Source organism: Chlorobium ferrooxidans DSM 13031, from assembly GCF_000168715.1.
Lineage (GTDB): Bacteria > Bacteroidota > Chlorobiia > Chlorobiales > Chlorobiaceae > Chlorobium > Chlorobium ferrooxidans.
The window spans coordinates 42,361-59,671 of record NZ_AASE01000008.1 but is presented as its reverse complement, the minus strand read 5'-3'; the positions used below and the strand labels follow the sequence as shown (position 1 = coordinate 59,671).

At 51.9% G+C, this 17,311-nt stretch carries 16 protein-coding genes; 5 read left to right on the top strand and 11 right to left on the bottom strand.

What is annotated here, in order from left to right:
• Window positions 1-99: 99 nt before the first annotated feature.
• From lptB to CFERDRAFT_RS05900, 3 genes are all read right to left on the bottom strand, one after another.
• Window positions 100-834 (bottom strand): LPS export ABC transporter ATP-binding protein, encoded by a 735-nt coding sequence (lptB, locus tag CFERDRAFT_RS05910; RefSeq protein ID WP_006366277.1) that lies wholly within the window; start codon window positions 832-834, stop codon window positions 100-102.
• A gap of 150 nt (window positions 835-984) precedes the next feature.
• Window positions 985-1,236, bottom strand: a complete 252-nt coding sequence (locus CFERDRAFT_RS05905; protein ID WP_006366276.1) for a bacteriochlorophyll c-binding family protein — start codon at window positions 1,234-1,236, stop codon at window positions 985-987.
• A 136-nt stretch (window positions 1,237-1,372) separates the two neighbouring features.
• On the bottom strand, window positions 1,373-3,151 hold the full coding sequence (locus CFERDRAFT_RS05900) for a tetratricopeptide repeat protein (RefSeq protein ID WP_006366275.1): 1,779 nt from the start codon (window positions 3,149-3,151) through the stop codon (window positions 1,373-1,375).
• Between the two features lie 350 nt (window positions 3,152-3,501).
• Here CFERDRAFT_RS05900 and CFERDRAFT_RS05895 point away from each other — a divergent pair, with 350 nt between their 5' ends.
• The 5 genes from CFERDRAFT_RS05895 (at window position 3,502) to CFERDRAFT_RS05875 (ending at window position 8,244) form a co-directional block, all read left to right on the top strand.
• On the top strand, window positions 3,502-4,029 hold the full coding sequence (locus CFERDRAFT_RS05895) for a gamma carbonic anhydrase family protein (protein ID WP_040433284.1): 528 nt from the start codon (window positions 3,502-3,504) through the stop codon (window positions 4,027-4,029).
• A gap of 210 nt (window positions 4,030-4,239) precedes the next feature.
• Window positions 4,240-5,436: a protoporphyrinogen/coproporphyrinogen oxidase gene (locus tag CFERDRAFT_RS05890; RefSeq protein ID WP_006366273.1), complete on the top strand. Its 1,197-nt coding sequence runs from the start codon at window positions 4,240-4,242 to the stop codon at window positions 5,434-5,436.
• A gap of 54 nt (window positions 5,437-5,490) precedes the next feature.
• Window positions 5,491-6,567 (top strand): mechanosensitive ion channel family protein, encoded by a 1,077-nt coding sequence (locus CFERDRAFT_RS05885; protein WP_006366272.1) that lies wholly within the window; start codon window positions 5,491-5,493, stop codon window positions 6,565-6,567.
• 230 nt (window positions 6,568-6,797) lie between these two features.
• Entirely contained in the window at window positions 6,798-7,226 is a 429-nt protein-coding gene (locus tag CFERDRAFT_RS05880; protein ID WP_006366271.1) for an FKBP-type peptidyl-prolyl cis-trans isomerase, read from the top strand.
• 244 nt (window positions 7,227-7,470) lie between these two features.
• Window positions 7,471-8,244, top strand: coding sequence for a four helix bundle suffix domain-containing protein (locus tag CFERDRAFT_RS05875; RefSeq protein ID WP_006366270.1), 774 nt, complete (start codon window positions 7,471-7,473; stop codon window positions 8,242-8,244).
• A gap of 49 nt (window positions 8,245-8,293) precedes the next feature.
• Here CFERDRAFT_RS05875 and CFERDRAFT_RS05870 read toward each other — a convergent pair whose 3' ends face one another.
• The 8 genes from CFERDRAFT_RS05870 to CFERDRAFT_RS05835 form a co-directional block, all read right to left on the bottom strand.
• Complete coding sequence (locus CFERDRAFT_RS05870; RefSeq protein WP_006366269.1) at window positions 8,294-9,568, bottom strand: Ni/Fe hydrogenase subunit alpha; 1,275 nt, start codon at window positions 9,566-9,568, stop codon at window positions 8,294-8,296.
• Window positions 9,565-10,320, bottom strand: a complete 756-nt coding sequence (locus tag CFERDRAFT_RS05865) for an NADH-quinone oxidoreductase subunit B family protein (RefSeq protein WP_006366268.1) — start codon at window positions 10,318-10,320, stop codon at window positions 9,565-9,567. Before CFERDRAFT_RS05865 ends, CFERDRAFT_RS05870 begins: the two co-directional genes overlap by 4 nt.
• Before the next feature lie 11 nt (window positions 10,321-10,331).
• Entirely contained in the window at window positions 10,332-11,156 is an 825-nt protein-coding gene (locus tag CFERDRAFT_RS05860; RefSeq protein ID WP_040433294.1) for an FAD/NAD(P)-binding protein, read from the bottom strand.
• A gap of 53 nt (window positions 11,157-11,209) precedes the next feature.
• Entirely contained in the window at window positions 11,210-12,289 is a 1,080-nt protein-coding gene (locus CFERDRAFT_RS05855) for a 4Fe-4S dicluster domain-containing protein (protein ID WP_006366266.1), read from the bottom strand.
• Between the two features lie 194 nt (window positions 12,290-12,483).
• Window positions 12,484-12,708, bottom strand: a complete 225-nt coding sequence (locus tag CFERDRAFT_RS05850) for an addiction module protein (RefSeq protein ID WP_040433281.1) — start codon at window positions 12,706-12,708, stop codon at window positions 12,484-12,486.
• 200 nt (window positions 12,709-12,908) lie between these two features.
• On the bottom strand, window positions 12,909-14,165 hold the full coding sequence (locus CFERDRAFT_RS05845) for a peptidase U32 family protein (RefSeq protein ID WP_006366265.1): 1,257 nt from the start codon (window positions 14,163-14,165) through the stop codon (window positions 12,909-12,911).
• Between the two features lie 209 nt (window positions 14,166-14,374).
• Window positions 14,375-16,339 (bottom strand): FAD-dependent oxidoreductase, encoded by a 1,965-nt coding sequence (locus CFERDRAFT_RS05840; protein ID WP_040433279.1) that lies wholly within the window; start codon window positions 16,337-16,339, stop codon window positions 14,375-14,377.
• Window positions 16,340-16,349: 10 nt separating this feature from the next.
• Complete coding sequence (locus CFERDRAFT_RS05835) at window positions 16,350-17,303, bottom strand: 4-hydroxy-3-methylbut-2-enyl diphosphate reductase (RefSeq protein ID WP_040433292.1); 954 nt, start codon at window positions 17,301-17,303, stop codon at window positions 16,350-16,352.
• Between the last annotated feature and the right edge of the window lie 8 nt (window positions 17,304-17,311).

Genomic DNA, 17,311 nt, shown 5'->3' with positions numbered 1-17,311 from the left:
CAGGCGGATAGGCTGTTATTGTGCTGGTTGTATTTATGGGAGGTTGAGCCTGAACGGGTTGCGCATGTTCCTTTTCGGTACCGCTCACAGAGGGAGGGCTCAGTATCGGTCGAGGCTGAATTTTTCGCCAAGGTACATTTTTCTGACCTCCGGGTTGTCGGCGATCTCTTCAGGTGTTCCCTGCATAAAGATGCTTCCGTCAAAGAGCAGGTAGGCATGGCTGGTTATGGAGAGCGTTTCATGCACATTATGATCGGTGATGAGGACGCCGATGTCGCGCCGGACAAGCCCTTCAACAATCTGCTGGATATCCTCCACGGCAATTGGGTCCACACCGGCAAACGGTTCATCAAGCAGAATGAATTTCGGGTCAAGAGCCAGTGCCCTTGCGATCTCTGTTCGACGGCGTTCGCCACCCGACAGGGTGTAGCCCATGTTTTTGCGTATCGCCGTGATGTTCAGATCCTCAAGCATCCGGTCGGTTTTTTCCTGCCGTTCCGGTTTTGAAAGGGAGGTGAATTCGAGTACGCTCAGGATATTCTCTTCAACGGTGAGGTTTCGGAATACGGAGGCTTCCTGGGGGAGATAACCGATACCGAGACGGGCCCGCTTGTACATCGGTATGCGGGTAATGTTCAGTGAATCAAGAAAAACATCTCCGCCATCCGGTCGGACAAGCCCGACAATCATGTAGAACGTTGTTGTTTTACCGGCTCCGTTCGGCCCGAGCAGACCCACAATCTGACCCTGCTTAACCTCTATGGATGAGCTTTTGACAACTTCCCGTTTGTTATAGATCTTTTTTAACCTGTTGCAGCTGAGTGTTGCTTTCATGCCCGTAGAGAAATAGTGATATCCGACTGCTTATGCACTCCTGTCGTTCTAATGTACAATTTATATGAAACGAGCGGGAGAAAAGAGGGGGAAATAAAAAACGGAGCCGAAGCTCCGTCTTTTCAATATTGTGCAGGTCTCCGCAAAATCTTAATCAAACCGTTTTGCGATTTCCTTGCAGGGTTTTGCATAACCGGCCTTTACCGGTGATGATCCTCTCAACCCTGATGAAGCTGAACCGCCATAAAGATGCGGATAAGCATTCGCTCCAAGTCTTTTGGTGGTTTTGCCTACATTTTCGAGGGCATCACCAACAACCCACCAGTGACCATCAATGAAGACCTCCAGAAACCGTCCATAAGTTTCAGCTGCGTTTGTAAATGCTCCTGATATGTTGCTCATGTCCGCTTGTTTTTGATGTTAGTCACTACTATTAGAGGAATTTAAGAAATAGACGGATGATTAAAAAATTATTTTCTGCCCGATAACAACGCGCAACTTTTTCAACCATAACTTTTTGTGTTCAACCAGGCCCGCCTTAATGCGGGATGTTCGGGTAAAAAAGATGATTGAAATCAGTGAAGAAAATCCGGGCAAGCTCAGGTTCTGCTACCTTGAGGCGTGAATAGACCTCCAGGCTTTTACTTTGATGGCCATGCTCAAGATAATCATGACCGAGGTTGAAGAGGGCGATATTGTTTTCCGGATTGATGCGCAATGCCTCCTGATAGGCGGCCAGCTCTTCAGCTTCGTTCAATGCCGTTCCATGGGCAACACCAAGGCAGACCCATGCATTTGAATTTTGGGGATTGATGCGCACTGCCTGCTTATAGGAATCAAGAGCCTTGGTGAACTGACACATATCCCGATAGGAAAAGCCCAGTTTAAGCCAGCCGTCGGAGTTTTCCGGATTGATGCGCAAAGCTTGCTTGAACGCCTCAATTGCCTTGGCGAACTGACCTGTTTTTTGATAGGCTGATCCCAGATTGAGCCACGCATTGCTATAGTCCGAATTGATACGTACAGCTTTCTGGAACGACTCAATCTGCTTATCCTGCCGGCCAATCCGGCCATATATAATACCCAGTTGAGTCCATGAACCGGCGTTATCCGGAGATATTCGAAGCGCCTGTTGATAAGCATTAAGGGACTTTTCACTGTTTCCGTTCTCGTTATACGCTATGCCAAGATTGATCCAGCTGTTTTCCAGATCAGGATCAAGAGAGACCGCCTGCTGATAGGCTTCAATCTTTTTTGTCTGCTGACCCGCACGTCCATAGGCCGCTCCAAGATCAGACCAATAATGAGCATTGGCGGGATTGATCCGGACAGCTTCCTGATAGGCAGGAATAGCCTTTGACAACTCTCCATTCTGGATATAGGCATACCCCAGATATCTCCATGATGAACAGTTTTGTGGCTGTGCTGTTGACCAGCGCTGGCAGATATCAAGCAGAGAGATCCAGTCCTGCTGCTCCACTTCGGCATTTACTTTATTCACCCATTCGGTTGCAAGTTCATTTGTTTTGGTTTGAGCCGCATGCCTGTTGGGCAGATCGATAATCCACTCGACAGGCAGTGCGAAATTCAGCTGCTGACCCTGATTGAGAAAATAGGTGGGTAAACCGATCAGACGGCCATTTTCATCAAACAGCCCGCCTCCGCTCGATCCAAGTGAAATAGGGGCAGTAGTCTGGATGTAAAACCCTTTTTCCACTTCACGCAAGCGGGAGACCAGCCCGTCAGAAAAGGTTAGTTCCAGCCCCTTTGGAGAGCCTATGGCATAGACTTTTGCTCCAACGCTGAGTGTTCTGGTATTGCCCAATCTTACATGTAAAGCTTGAAGGCCGGGTGTGTCAAGTGAGCATAGATCCCTGAAGCGGTCAATATATCTGGGTTTTGCCGGATACTCTTTTCCCTGATAGATCACCGTTATCCTGCCGGCTTTTTCTATGACATGATAATTGGTCGCCACATCCCCTGATGGCAGCACAATACCGCTACCCAGACTTTGCAGGTTACCGTTGTCACCATAATTGTAGATAGCGACTACGCTTTTTGAGGCTTGCCGGAAGACGTCAACAGCATTTTGCGGCTCTGATTGATAGCTTGATTTTGTACGGAGATGTTGCCTTGAGCTGACGTGTCTCCCATGTCTTGATTTTGCCTGTGCATCATAGGGTATTGCCGCTGAAACAACAAGAGCACAGAGCACAGTAAGGCAGAGTTGCCGAAGATAGATGCGCAACCGGTATCGTTCTGCAGGATCAGAGCAAAGGACTCGCGATACGCATGAGTTACCGTTTTTTTTCATCATGGCGCGCACTGCGGTTCAAAGGGAGTTAAACTGAATGCAATAACTTAATATTCATCAAACTTTTTAATATTACCAAGAGGCAAAGTGTGACATTAATGTGAAAAGATTTTTGTTAAATTCGCCTGTTTTTCAGCATACTATTCTGGTTTATCGATTGGTTTTCCCTGCGCATTGCTGGTAATGGCTCTGCTTTTATATATTTATAACCAAAGGGTATGGCCGGTGTGAGCAGAAAATCAGGGCTGAAAATCGGTCGATAGTTTCGGCTGCAATTTATTTTTCAGGGTTATTTCTCTTGCATCTGTTTTTTATAGTTGTGTTGTTTTTTTAAGTCAATTCTTTTTTTGTGCATGGGAAAAGTAATGCCTTACAAGGGTGTATGGCCGACGTTACATGAGACGGTTTTTATGACCGAAGGCTCATTTGTTATCGGTGATGTTGAGATCGGTGCGCTTTCAAGTATCTGGTTCAATGCTGTAGTGCGGGGCGATGTCTGCCCGATCCGTATAGGCGAGAAAACCAGTGTACAGGATAATGTAACCCTTCATGTTACCCATGATACCGGTCCACTGAACATAGGAAACTGTGTGACGATAGGTCACGGTGCGGTACTGCATGCCTGTACGGTCAGGGATTATGTGCTCATCGGCATGGGTGCGGTTCTGCTTGATGACTGCGTTGTTGAGCCCTGGTCTATTGTTGCCGCAGGTTCGCTCGTCCGGCAGGGCTTTACGGTGCCATCCGGAATGCTGGTTGCCGGTGTTCCGGCAAAGGTTATGAGGCCGATAACAGAAGCGGAGCGTCGAAATATCGAGGAGTCACCGGAGAACTATGTGCGTTATTCGCAGAACTATCGTGATGACGAACAGCAGGCGTGAGGGGACCAAGAAACCTGTCAGGATCTGTTTTTTGCCTCCTCTGCTGCCGGGAACATGGTCAATGCTCAATTTTTTCAGCGGTGATCTTCACTGTTTTCGCTAAATTGCTACCGAAAATGTTGTATAGTTAGTGGCGAGAGGCGGGGATTCTTTTTTTATCCGGCCGCGCCTGTTTTGTTAACTCCTTTACCCTGAAATACTTTGGCATTTATGATGCAAAACGATGTCGTTGTTGTCGGCGGCGGAATCAGTGGACTGAGCCTTGCCTACTATTGTGTGAAGGCCGGCCTGAAAACGACGCTGCTCGAAAAAAACGACACAACCGGAGGTTCTTTCGCTTCCCACCAGTACCATGCAAACGGGAAGAAATTCTGGCTGGAACTTGGAGCCCACACCTGCTACAGCTCATACCAGAATCTGCTTGATATTGTTGAAGAGAGCGGAATCATGAATACGATCATTCCCCGTGAAAAGGTTCCTTTCTCCCTCTATATTGACGGCAAAGTCAAATCGATTGTCTCCCAGCTCAATATTCCGGAACTGCTTTTTGCTGCTCCAAATCTCTTCAAACTGAAGAAAACCGGCCAGAGTGTCAGGTCCTACTATTCAAAAATTGTAGGGGAGAAGAACTATAATGAGGTGATCAGCCATTTTTTTAATGCGGTTCCCTCCCAGCCAACCGACGATTTTCCTGCCGACATGATGTTCAAAAGCAGGGAGAAACGCAAGGATGTGCTTAAAAACTATACCTTTACTCACGGACTCCAGAGCGTGGCAAAGGTGATTGCTGCAACCAACGGTCTGAACATCTTTACAAGCCGCGAGGTGAGTTCGATCGAGTATGTTGATGGCCGCTATATTATCCGGGGCGGCGATGATGGCGGTGCATATTCTGCAAAAACACTGGTTCTTGCTACACCTTCCGCAGTCTCTGCATCACTGTTGCGGGATATTAACCCGGATATAGCCACACATCTCGGTCAGCTCAAAGCTGCTGAGGTCGATTCTGTCGGCGTGATTGTACAAAAGGCAAATATCTCACTCAAACCGGTCGCTGCGCTGATCTCTCCGAATGATATCTTCTATTCGGTCGTGTCACGTGATACGGTGGCTGATGAGAATTTTCGTGGTTTTACCTTTCATTTCAAGCCGGGCCTTGACGACAAGACCAAAAGAGCACGGATTACCGAGGTACTTGGCGTCAGCATGTCGAAAATCGAGCACACGGAGGCAAAAATCAACACCGTACCGACGCTTCGTCTTGGCCACCACCAGTGGCTCGACAGGATGGAGAGCATGCTTGCCGCCAAAAAGAATCTGCTTTTGACCGGCAACTATTTCGGCGGTATGGCTATTGAGGATTGTGTGAGCCGCTCGAAGAGTGAATTTGCACGGCTGAAGGGTTAAGCAAACAGCATATCCGGGCTGCCAGGCCCGGTATCAGCCAATAGTTTTGTGCCTATGGACAGTGTAGCGGAATTCAGGAGTTTGTTACAGGGCCCATACATCATTCCTGCAGTTATTTTTCTGCTTGCCACTCTTTTTTATCTGGCAGCGAACACGCTTTTCCGGAAAGTCATTGCCGCTGTCCGCCTCTCACTCAAGGGGATCACGGTTCCCTATGAGCTGATGGCATGGCCGTTCAGGATGCTCGTTACCCTCATTGGTCTCTCCGCACTGCTGCACTCCATTGCACTCCCCCCGGAGCTGCATGAAATTCTGCGCCACGCTTTGCTCATCGTTGCCGTTATTGCCGTCGCATGGTTTATGATGCGCCTCTTCAGGGTCTTTGAACACATTGTTTTGCAGCACTATTCCTCCAGAGTCCGGGAAAATGAGGCGGCCAGGAAAATCTCCACCCATGTCAGCCTTGCGCGCAAGATTCTCAATGTGCTGATTGTTCTTCTCGGTGTATCTTCGGTGCTGATGACCTTTGATACGGTTCGTCAGGTCGGGCTGAGCATTCTTGCTTCGGCTGGTATTGCCGGTGTCATCCTCGGTTTTGCCGCCCAGAAGAGTCTTGCTACCCTCGTGGCGGGGATACAGATTGCCATAACCCAGCCGATCAGCATCGGTGATGTTGTGGTTGTTGAAAATGAGTGGGGCCGTATCGATGAGATCACCCTTACCTATGTGGTTGTGCAGCTCTGGGATCAGCGCCGTCTGATTGTTCCCATCACCTGGTTTATCGACCGTCCCTTTCAGAACTGGACCCGCACTTCGCCGGAGCTGCTTGGTACGGTGCTCTTTTCCATGGACTACCTCATCCCGCCTGATACAATACGAACAGAGCTTGAGCGCATTGTCGCTTTGACGCCGCTCTGGGACAGGCGGGTAGTCAAGCTGCATGTGACCAATACCACGGAGAGATCGGTTCAGATGCGGGCGCTTGTCAGTGCGGCCAACTCTTCGGATCTCTGGGAGCTGCGCTGCTTTGTGCGTGAAGCGCTTATCGAGTTTCTGCGGGCCAATTTCCCGGAAGGTTTGCCGAAACTGAGGATGGAGATGGAGCGGAATATGCCGCCGGGTGAAGCATAGGCAACCGCTATAAATCTATTCCGCGATTCGATTGCTTCGTTGGGCAGTGCCAGTAGTGGTGTCAGAAAAAAATGTGGATTTTTTGTTTTTTTCCCTTAGTTTCGCTGACCATTCTGATCGTTGCCTGTGCCGGGCCATCTCTTTCTCCTCAGCGGGAAAGGTGAGAGCCTGCCGGCAGAGGTCCGGGTTGCATAAGGTAAATATTTCGATCAGTTTAAAAAGGAGGACGCATGGCTAAAGCCAAAGAGGGAGATATTGTAAAAGTACACTATACCGGAACACTGGATGACGGCACCATGTTCGACACATCGGCTGATCGTGAGCCGCTTGAGTTTACCATCGGTGGAGGACAGGTTATACGCGGTTTCGACATCGCCGTGATGGATATGGCTCCCGGAGAGATCAGGGTATCGGTTATCGCACCCGAGGATGCCTACGGAGTGCACAGCAGGGAGCTGGTCACCGCCGTTGACCGCGAACGCTTTCCTGCCGATATGGAGCTTGAAATCGGTCAGCAGCTACAGGTCGGGCTTACCGACGGCCAGCAGGCTATTGTGATGGTGGTCGATCTCAGCGACACCTCGGTTACGCTTGATGCCAACCATCCGCTTGCCGGTCAGACCCTCACCTTCGAGATCGAACTGGTTGAGATCGTCTGATTTATCAGAACATCCGGATCGGACAGATCTGACCGATCCGGATGTTCTGTGTTGTTGTTATGAGACCGTGGATTTTAATATTTTGAAAATAACGCGTATTTTGTAACATAAAAATGCGTGTTTTTCCGCCGACTTTTCCTGGATCAGACAAATCAGACAGATCAGACAGATCAGTCTGATTGTATTCGAACTGCGGAACAAATTGATAGAAGAGCTGTCCTAAAGACATTCTCATTATCTCAGCATGAACCGGACCAAAAAGCTTCGACCGAGCGGCGGTTATCGTAAGACCGCCGGTTTTCAGACGGCCACTCTGATCTACGATGCTACGTACTGGTTTTGCGAGAAGTTCATTGATTCGAGATCGCGGACGCTGGATCAGATGATCCAGGCAGCCCGTTCAGGACGGCAGAACATAGCTGAAGGTAGCCGTGCTGCGGCAACCTCTTCCCAGACAGAACTGCGGCTGATCAATGTTGCCCGGGCCAGCCTTGAGGAGCTTCTGCTTGATTTTGAGGACTATCTGCGCCACCGGCATCTGATGCAATGGCCTCCTTCGGGCGAAGAAGCGCACACCGTTCGCGATCTGCCGAAACGGTTCAGGAGCGATCAGTCGGATCAGTCGGATCTGACTGATCTGACTGATCTGACTGATCAGGAACGGTGGGAGCTCTATGCCCCCTGGCTGGAGCATGAAAGTCCTGAGGTTCGGGCCAATGCGATTATCTGCCTTATCCATCAGGCGAATTACCTGCTCGACCGGCAGATTGCCGCGCTGGAGGCGGCCTTCGTTGAAGGGGGAGGTTACAGTGAGCAACTTGCTGCAGCCCGTCTGGTCGAGCGGGCTCGCAAGCGTGAGGACCTTCAGCGGGAGTCGGAATCCGGCGATTCCATTCCCCCGTGTCCGCAATGTGGCAAGCCCATGGTGTTGCGGACGGCCAGGGCCGGAATAAACGATGGTAAACAGTTTTGGGGCTGCAGCGGCTACCCCGGGTGCAGAGGGGTTGTGAAGGTTTGATTGATCAGTCGGATCGGTCAGATTGGAAGGATCCGACCGATCAGGAAGTTCAGTGCACCGAGCATGAAATACACGGGTCGTATGAACGTACCACCATTTCGCAGAGCTTTTCAATTTCCCGGTCATTTTTTCCTTTTTCGAGCGCCCACTCCGCTATAGCCTTCAGGTCAAGGTCGATGTTGGCGTTGTTCTGCGTGGTGGGGATGATACAGTCAGCCCTGACAACCCTGCCTTCTGAATCGGTCTCCATGTGGTGGTAGAGGATGCCCCGCGGCGCTTCCACGGCGCCGGTGGCTGAACCTGCCTGTGGATTCCAGGGTGTTTTGACTGCCGTCAGCTCCGAGTCGAGGAGTGAATCGATCAGCAGTTCGGCATCCTCAAGAATATGCACGCACTCGACAAGCTGCGCAATATTGTTCATGAAGGGGTTGTGGCATACCGGCCTGAGGCCGAAGCTTTCAGCCGCCTTCAGTGCTTCAGGGTGCAGAAAGGCGCTGCTGTTGTTGAAGCGTGCAAGCGCTCCTGCCGCAGAGGTTTCACGGCTGAGCCGGGTGAATTTCGAGGTTGAAAACTCCTTTGTGTACTCGTTGGTCATCAACAGATAGTCGTTTTCGTCCCTCTCAACGCCGTCGCTTGAAACGAGATGACCGCCGATCGAAGGGTAGCTTACGCCGTTGGCGAGTGAAATAAACTCGGTTTCGCGGCTGAAATCCGGAATGGCAAGCGTCCGGAAAAAGGCACAGGCGGTTTCAAGCAGCGGTTTTCTCTCCCGGATCATCTTTTGCAGTGCCGCCAGTTGTGTTTTATCAGGAGCTTTACTGAGCCCGCCAACCACAAGGCTGACCGGATGGGTGCAGCGACCGGTGGTGACGCGGCTGATTTCGTTGCCAAGCTCCTTGAGCTGGAGCCCCGCTCTGACGATGTCAGGGTGCGACTCCATGAGCGGCAGAATGCTTGCGGTACCGGCAAAGTCGGGCGCGGCAAGAAAGAAGAGGTGGAGCGCATGGCTCTGCAGGGTTTCGCCGTGCATGGCCAGCAGCCTTGTTTTTTCCGCCACTGCCGGAGGCAGAATATGCATGGCCCGCTCAAGCGCCCTGATACTGGCAAGTGCGTGGCTGATCGAGCAGATTCCGCAGATTCTTGAGGTCAGAAAAGGGACCCGTTCGGCACTCATCCCCTTGAGCATCACTTCAAAAAATCTTGGTGTTTCAACAACAGCCCATCGGGCCTCCATCAGTTGGCCATCCCTGACGGTGATAGTGATGTTTGCATGTCCTTCAACTCTCGTGAGGTGATGGATAGCAATAGTGTAGTCCCGCTTCATGGGGTGAATGCGTCAAAGGCGTTGTAAAAAGCAAGTTTTTCCTGCAGGTCGCTCCGGCTGAGCCCCCTCTCTTTGACCAGATGGAGGAATGCCTCCATGTTGATCTCCTCTGCCGGGCCACGGCATCCGAGGCAGGGGGTTTTGCCGGTTGTGCATACCGCATGGCATCCGGCACGGGTGATGGGGCCGAGGCAGATTTCGCCCAGCTCAAAAAGGCAGGTGTTGAGCGCGGCCTTGCACTCAACGCAGACCGGATATTTCGGGAGTGTCACCAGTGAGCCGGTCACCAGACTTATGATAATGCGCTCCACCTCCTCTTTTGCAACCGGACATCCGGGTATGGAGAGATCAACCTTGACCACCTCGCTGATTCTGCGTACCGGGAGGGTTTCGACCTTGATCTCCCCATAGACTTCGCTTACGGCGGCTTCTCCGGAAACCCGGTTTTTCAGGCTGTTGACTCCTCCGAAACAGGCGCATGTGCCGAAGGCTACGAGCACTTTTGCCTGGCGGCGGATTGCCAGAAGCCGCTCAACCTCGTCACTTCGGCTGATGCTCCCTTCGATAAGTGCGATGTCGTAATCATCATGCTGCTCGGAGGAGATCTCCCTGAAGTTTCTGATGTCGATCAGCCTGAGAAAGTCGGCAAGCGTTGACTCCCGGTTGGCGAGCTGCAACTGGCACCCTTCACAGCAGGTAAAGTCAAAGGAGGCTATTTTCAGCTTTTCAAAGCGTAATCCCTGTTGATTCATGCTCTACAGTGCTAAATGGCTTCCTTGAGATTCATGACCGACCAGTAGTCAAAGACCGGCCCGTCAATACAGGTAAAGGTGGATCCGACCATGCAGCGGCAGCATTTGCCCATACCGCAGTGCATTCGCCGTTCAAGAGAGACAAACATCCGGTTCATCGGTATGCCGAGCCCGTCGAGCCAGCCGCAGACAAACTTGAACATCACCGGCGGCCCGCAGACAATGGCGTATGTTGTTGCCGGATCAATGGAAATATCATTAAAGAGATCGGTGATCATGCCGGTTTTGCCTGTCCACTCTTCGGAACCATGCTCGACAATGGTGTGCAGTCCGATATGGCTGATCATGTCCCACTCGTTGAACTGCCAGGTGAAGAGCAGTTGTGACGGATCTTTTGCCCCGTAGAGCAGGCTGACATCAAGAAAGCGGTTGCGGTGCTCGTTTATCCAGAAGAGCGGCGCGCGAAGCGGCGCAATGCCGAGTCCTCCGGCGATCAGCAGGACGTTATGACCGGCCATCTCATCCATGGGAAACGATGATCCGAAGGGGCCCCGTATGGCTACACGGGCTCCCTCACCGGCATTGAAGAGTGCTGTGGTCACACTGCCGGCCTTGCGGATACAGAGTTCGAGAAACTCATGGTTGGTGCTTGAGCTGGATATGGAGATAGGTACCTCTCCGTAACCTGGGAGTTCCAGCATCAGAAACTGGCCCGGCCGGAACCTGAACAGCGCCCTCTCCACCGGATCGATAATGCGGATCTGGAAGAGTTTTTCCTGTCGGGTGAGCCGGACAATATTGGTGACGGTGCATTTATAGCCCATGTCGGTATTCATCACCTCCGAGCGGCGGTTGAAGTCCGGCACCGATGATGCAAAATCCTCCCGGTTCAGCTCCTGGCGGGGGATGACGAAACGCTGGTCGTGCATGTATCCTTCTCCAGTCTTAGGTCGTTGATGACATCCTTCGGGTTGATTCCCGCAAGACATGCTTTCCCGCACCGGTTGCATCCAACGCAGATCTGCTGGTTGGCATTTTCGGCAAACCCCCGGTGCTGATGGTAGTAGCGGTATTTGAGCCGGTCACCGTTCTTTGGACGGAAGTTGTGTCCGCCCGCGACAGCGGCAAAGTCGACAAGGTTGCATGAGTAGAGTCTTTTCTGGCGTGAGGAGCTTTGCAGGTCGGACTCGAATGACTCCTCAACCGAGTAGCAGTAGCAGGTCGGGCAGACCATGGCGCAGGTTCCGCAGCTGAGGCATTTGTCGCCCCATTTTTTCCAGACCGGGGAGTCAAACTCGATATCGAGAATTGCCGGAAGTCCGGTGACATCAATCTCGGTTCGAAAACTGCTGCTGATAAGCTTTCGGCGTTCAGCCAGACGGCAGTTTTCATCGTATTGAGGATCCCGGGTTTCGAACTCCCTAAGGAAATTGAAGGCTTTGGAGGAGTTGATGGCCAGATAGTACTCATCTCCGATATCGGAACAGAAGAGGTTGAATCCGGTCGGAACGGTGTGATGGTTCATCGACTTGCAGAAACAGTCGGGAAGCGGCAGGTGATCCATGCCGATCACAAAGGTGTTCTTGCGTTTTGCAAGATAGTATGCTGAAGGGAAGTGGCCGTTGAGCAGAACATCATCAAGAATATTCAGTGCGCTGATGTCGCACGCTCTGAGACCGAAAAGCACCACGGGATCGGCTTCATAGGATACCTTCTGATCCCAGTCGTCATCGTGAAAGTGAAAGCGCGACAGCTCCTGGCGAAAGGGGAGAAAAAAATGCTTGGCAGAGGAGGCTGTTCGGGTGTAGTCGAACGCTATCTCGTCAACCGAAGAGACCGGCTGAAACTGGTAGACCGCCTCACCCCTGCTGTCGGTATCGACCATGCGCGGCCCGAATGAGCTGTTGCTCCTGACCAGTGCATCAATAAAGCGTTTGAACTCGGCTTTGGATATGATTTTGTAGATCATCGTCCTGCTCTCCTTGCCTTGTGCAGTCCTGAATGAGAATGCTTGTGAACTATACTGAAAGGTACACAAAAGCGTTCAGCAAGAGAAAAGGCTCTTTTTTTGAGCAATGGGGGAAAAGGACTAAAAGGGTTTATTTGCGTTGAGCCCAGTATCCAGGTCGCCGCATGTGATGTGCCACAGCCAGGTAACGAGCTTCACTTCAGTGCAGCACGAACTTTTGCAAGTGCATCAGAGAGTGGGATGAGTTGTACCACTCCATTTTCAATGTCCGCTATTCTTCTCGCAGTTTCGATATCCCAGGAATCTTCAATCCCGGTATCTTCATCAAGACTGGAGAGCAACAATTGGGCGAGAGCAGCTCTATCACCAGCGGATAGTTTCAGTGCTTCAGCTTCGAGCAATTCGAGTTGACTTCCCATGACTAATGTTTCAGTTGAGTTTATACAATAAACGTAAGCCATTTAATGCAAATGTACACCAAACCGTTCACCAGGAGAATAGGGTTTTTTTGTGTTGAGTAAGTAAACTGCCAGGAGACCGAAAGACAGCAGGGACAAACAATACAATTGATTTATCGCTCCGGAGGAGCGAAATATTGGTAGATATGAGGAGGGAGGCTTCAGCGTCTTTTTTCCAGAAGGTAGACCTTGTCGTTTTTACGAACCTTTGCACATTTGAGAGTGACGTTGTCCCCTTTATGGGCATCGTTATCGGGCAGGTCGTTGGTGAGAAAGGAGTCGGCCATGATGGTGACCACTCCGGTTTTCGGCCCCTGGATCGAGAGTTTTTCCCCCTGTTTGAGGCCGCGGGCGAGAATGATAATCTCGGCAACGCCTGCTTTCGGGTAGTATTTTTTGATATCGCCGATAAAGGTTTTTTTCTCCTTCGCGAGTGAACCGTACTCCTGGACCCAGGCGTCAAGCGGTTTGCCGAAATAAAACCCTTTTGAAAATCCCCGGTTGTAGACGGTGGCAAGATCCTCCTTCAGCTTTGTCGTCAGTTCACTGTACTCCTCTCTGAACTGTGGATCATTGCGACGGTTTATACAGAAGTCGATTGCCGTGCGATAGGCAGCTGTTGCCGTATGCACATATTCAGGGCTGCGGCTGCGCCCCTCAATCTTGAAGGCGCTGATGCCAGCGTCAATCAGCACATCAATAAACTCAATGGTGCAGAGGTCCTGGGGACTCATGACATAATCGGTGCCAAGCGCAAGCTCCTTGTTCTCCTCCGGATCGGTAATGATGTACTCCCTTCTGCAGGGCTGAACGCATTGACCGCGGTTGGCCGAACGTCCGAAAATATCCTGCGACATAAAACAGCGCCCCGACACGGCAACGCACATGGCACCATGCACAAAGCACTCAATCTTCACGCCGAGCCCGTCATCCTTTATTTTGTCGGTAATATGGCGAACCTGTTCAATGGTAAGCTCTCTGGCCAATACAATCATCTTTGCCCCGAGCGAGGCATAGAATTTTACCGCACTGTAGCTGCTGACCGATGCCTGTGTCGAGATATGAAACGCCATATCGGCGTTCCGGCACGCTTCAATAACGGCCATATCCGAGCAGATTATGGCATCGAATCCTGCTTTTTTTGCTGCTGTCACGGTCTGCTTCATCCTTTTCAGCTCACCGTCATAGACAATGGTGTTCAGCGCCAGGTACCCCTTGGCATGGTACTCCTGGCAGAGGGCCTTGATTGCCGGAAAGTCCGCAGGGGTGAAGTTGCTGCTTCCGGCCCGCATATTGTAGCCTTCAGCTCCAAAATAGACCGCATCAGCCCCTGCTTTCAGCGCAGTGAGCAGCCCGGTCATGTCGCCCGCAGGCGCAATCAGTTCAACAGAGTGTGCAGGAATCTTTGTCACAAGCATGGGGTTCAATTATCCGCTACCCTTCAGAATAACAATCTGGCGGCAATTATGAATAGAAAAGAGGAGTTTTTTTGTCGGCAGGAGGGTGTGGGGGTGAATGCTCTCTTGAAATAGGACAGCAAGGACGAAGAGAAATATTTTCGCGCCCCCTCAATTCAATAGGGCAAACACACAGGTTTGCCCCTACAAATCCAAAATCCAGAATTTCTTCAACCAGGCAATGATAGCGCGCCGGTGGGGCAGCTTTCGGTCATGATGGTGAGGTCGATGGCGGTGCCGTGAAGCTGTTCGATCATGCGCACACAGATGCCGCAATCCACGCACTTTTCGCGCTCCATGCTGATTTCAGCACTTTCTGCCTTGTAGAATCCGGGATGGTCGTGCTGCACGGTTATCCGGGAGGGGAGGTAGCGGGAGGCGAGTTCGCGCAGGCGGCAATCAGCAATGGCGTTGCAGCGGCACTGGAGGCAGCGCAGAGCCTCTTCCCGGGCAGATTCAGCGGTGTAGCCGGTTACAACTTCATCAAAACATGTTGTGCGCACTTCGGGGGTCAGCTCCGGAACCGGCACTCTCCCGGCAGGAGATTTCTTCTGGTAGAATGCTTCCGGTGCTTCATCGCGTGCTCCAAAGGAGGAGTTGAAAGCGGGTTTTTCTGCCACAACTGGTTTACCGCTGAGGAAGAGATCAATGGAGTGAGCGGCCCTTTTTCCCTGGGCTACGGCCTGGATTGCAAGGTCAGCTCCGCTCACGCAGTCACCACCGGCAAAAATCCAGGGGGTTTCACTCTGGAGGGTTTCGGGATCTACCAGCAGTTCTCCGCCACTTCCGCTCTCTATCGCTGCCGCTCCGGCGGCTGCTGAATCGACCTTCTGGCCGATGGCGGAGATGATGGTATCGGCCTTAACCGTGAATTCCGAGCCCGGAACCGGTACCGGTCTTCTCCGGCCGCTCTCATCCGGCTCTCCCTGCTCCATTTTGATGGCGGTTATTTCAAGCAGGTCGTTGAGTGAGCGGATGAGTGTTGGCGCGACCCGTTCGACAATGGTGACTCCTTCGGCAAGAGCCTCCTCTATTTCGGCACGGTTGGCCGGCATATCCTTGATGGTTCGACGGTAGAGTATCGTGACGCTGGATGCCCCGAGCCGTATGGCTGTTCTTGCCGCGTCAATGGCCGTATTGCCGCCACCTGTCACTACCACGCGTGCTCCGGGTAGCATTTGAGGAGCAAAAGCAGATTTACGCAAAAAAGAGATACCGCTCACAACTCCAGGAATATCTTCACCGGGAATGTTCATGGTTGAAGCTTTCTGTGCTCCGACGGCAAGAAAGAGGGCGTCAAACTCACTCTTTACGGCGTTCAGTGTGACCGCTGTGCCGAATTCGGAGTTGAAACGGAACTCGATACCCATATCCCGGAGGGTCGCAAGGTCACTTTCGATGACCGATTCGGGCAGCCGGAAGCGGGGGATACCGTAGCGCATCATGCCTCCGGCTTCAGTGCCGGATTCAAGAACGGTTACAGCGTGGCCCTTGCGGCGAAGAAAGAAAGCCGCGGTAAGACCGGCCGGTCCGCTGCCGACTATGGCAACCTTTTTGCCGCTGTTTTCCGGGAGTTCAGGCAGATATCGCTCACTCGACTGTGCATCGCTGTCTGCGGCATAGCGCTTCAGGGCGCAGATCGAGACGGGGTTGTCGATTCCGTGTCTTCTGCACTCATCCTCACAGGGTGCAGGGCAGATCCGGCCGAGAATTCCGGCGAGGGGGATACTCTCCTTGATGATTTTTATGGCCTCCCGCTCATCATGGCGGGCAATGGCATCAATAAAGTCGGGGATATCGCATCCGGCAGGACAGGTGAGCTCGCAGGGGCCCATGCAGTCTCCGCTATGCTGTTCAATGATGCGTTCAATCGACTGCCGCCTCATTGAGCTGAGCGCCTCGTTTTCAGTTTCAACCACCATTCCCTCCATCACCAGTGTGTCGCAGGCAGGCACAAAACGGTTTTTCCCCTTGAGTTCCACAATGCACATCCAGCATGAACCGGTTGCATCAAGCGACTTGTTGAAACAGAGTGTCGGGATTTCGATTCCTGCGCCCGTGGCGGCGTCAAGAATTGTTGCGCCGGGAGCCACCGTAACAGGCCGTCCGTTGATGGTCAGAGAGAGTTCATTCATGTCGGTATCTTCAGGAGAAGTTGCTTTCGATATAGTTTGCCACCTTTTCAAGGAGCCACATCGGTGTTGAGGTTGCGCCGCAGATACCGGCACTGGCAACACCGCTGCCGTTAAGGGAGAGGAGCCACTCCGGCTGAATCTCCTCGACATCCTCGATGAAGTAGCTCCGGGGATTTGCATCCCTGCAGATATTGTAGAGCACCTGGCCGTTGGAACTTTTTTTACCGGCAACAAAGATGATCACTTCATTGGCAAGTGCAAAATCGTGCAGCTTTTGGTTGCGGCTTGACACCTGCCGGCAGATGGTATCCTTGAAGATATGGCGTGGCATGGGGCGGACACCGGTCATTTCGGCCGTAATATCAATGTCGCGTATTGCCATCCACTCAGAGGGTGAGTCGGGAGAGAATCGTGCTTCAAGATTCCGCTTGAGTTCATAAAATCCCGGAACATCCATCGTGGTCTGGCTGATGAGCGCGGTTTTTTTTGCTGCGTCAAGTGCCTTTGTCTCTTCCGGGTCGCTGAGGTCGGCATGCTTGATGATAATGGCGCTGTTTGCACACTGACCGTTGATGCCGATAACTTCAGGATGGGTCGGTTTGCCGTAAATGATGATCTGGTAGCCCAGTTCATGCAGCGCTCTGGTTGTTCGCTGAAGCCGGGAGACGACAGGGCAGGTGGTATCGGTAACTTCAAGATTGTTCGCTTCGGCAATTTTGTAGGTCGATGGGGGCTCCCCGTGAGCCCTGATGAGGACTTTGGCGTTTTTAAGCTCCCTGAATGCGGCTTCATCAATCGTGACAAGTCCGAGCGCTTCCAGCCGTTTTACCTCGGCCTCATTGTGGACGACATCGCCGAGCGAGAATAATCCCTGGGGGTCCTGGAGTTTTTCTTCAGCGACATGGATGGTGCCCTGCACTCCTATGCAGAAACCTGATGAAGTACGGTCGAGGTTTACTTTCACGCTGTAGA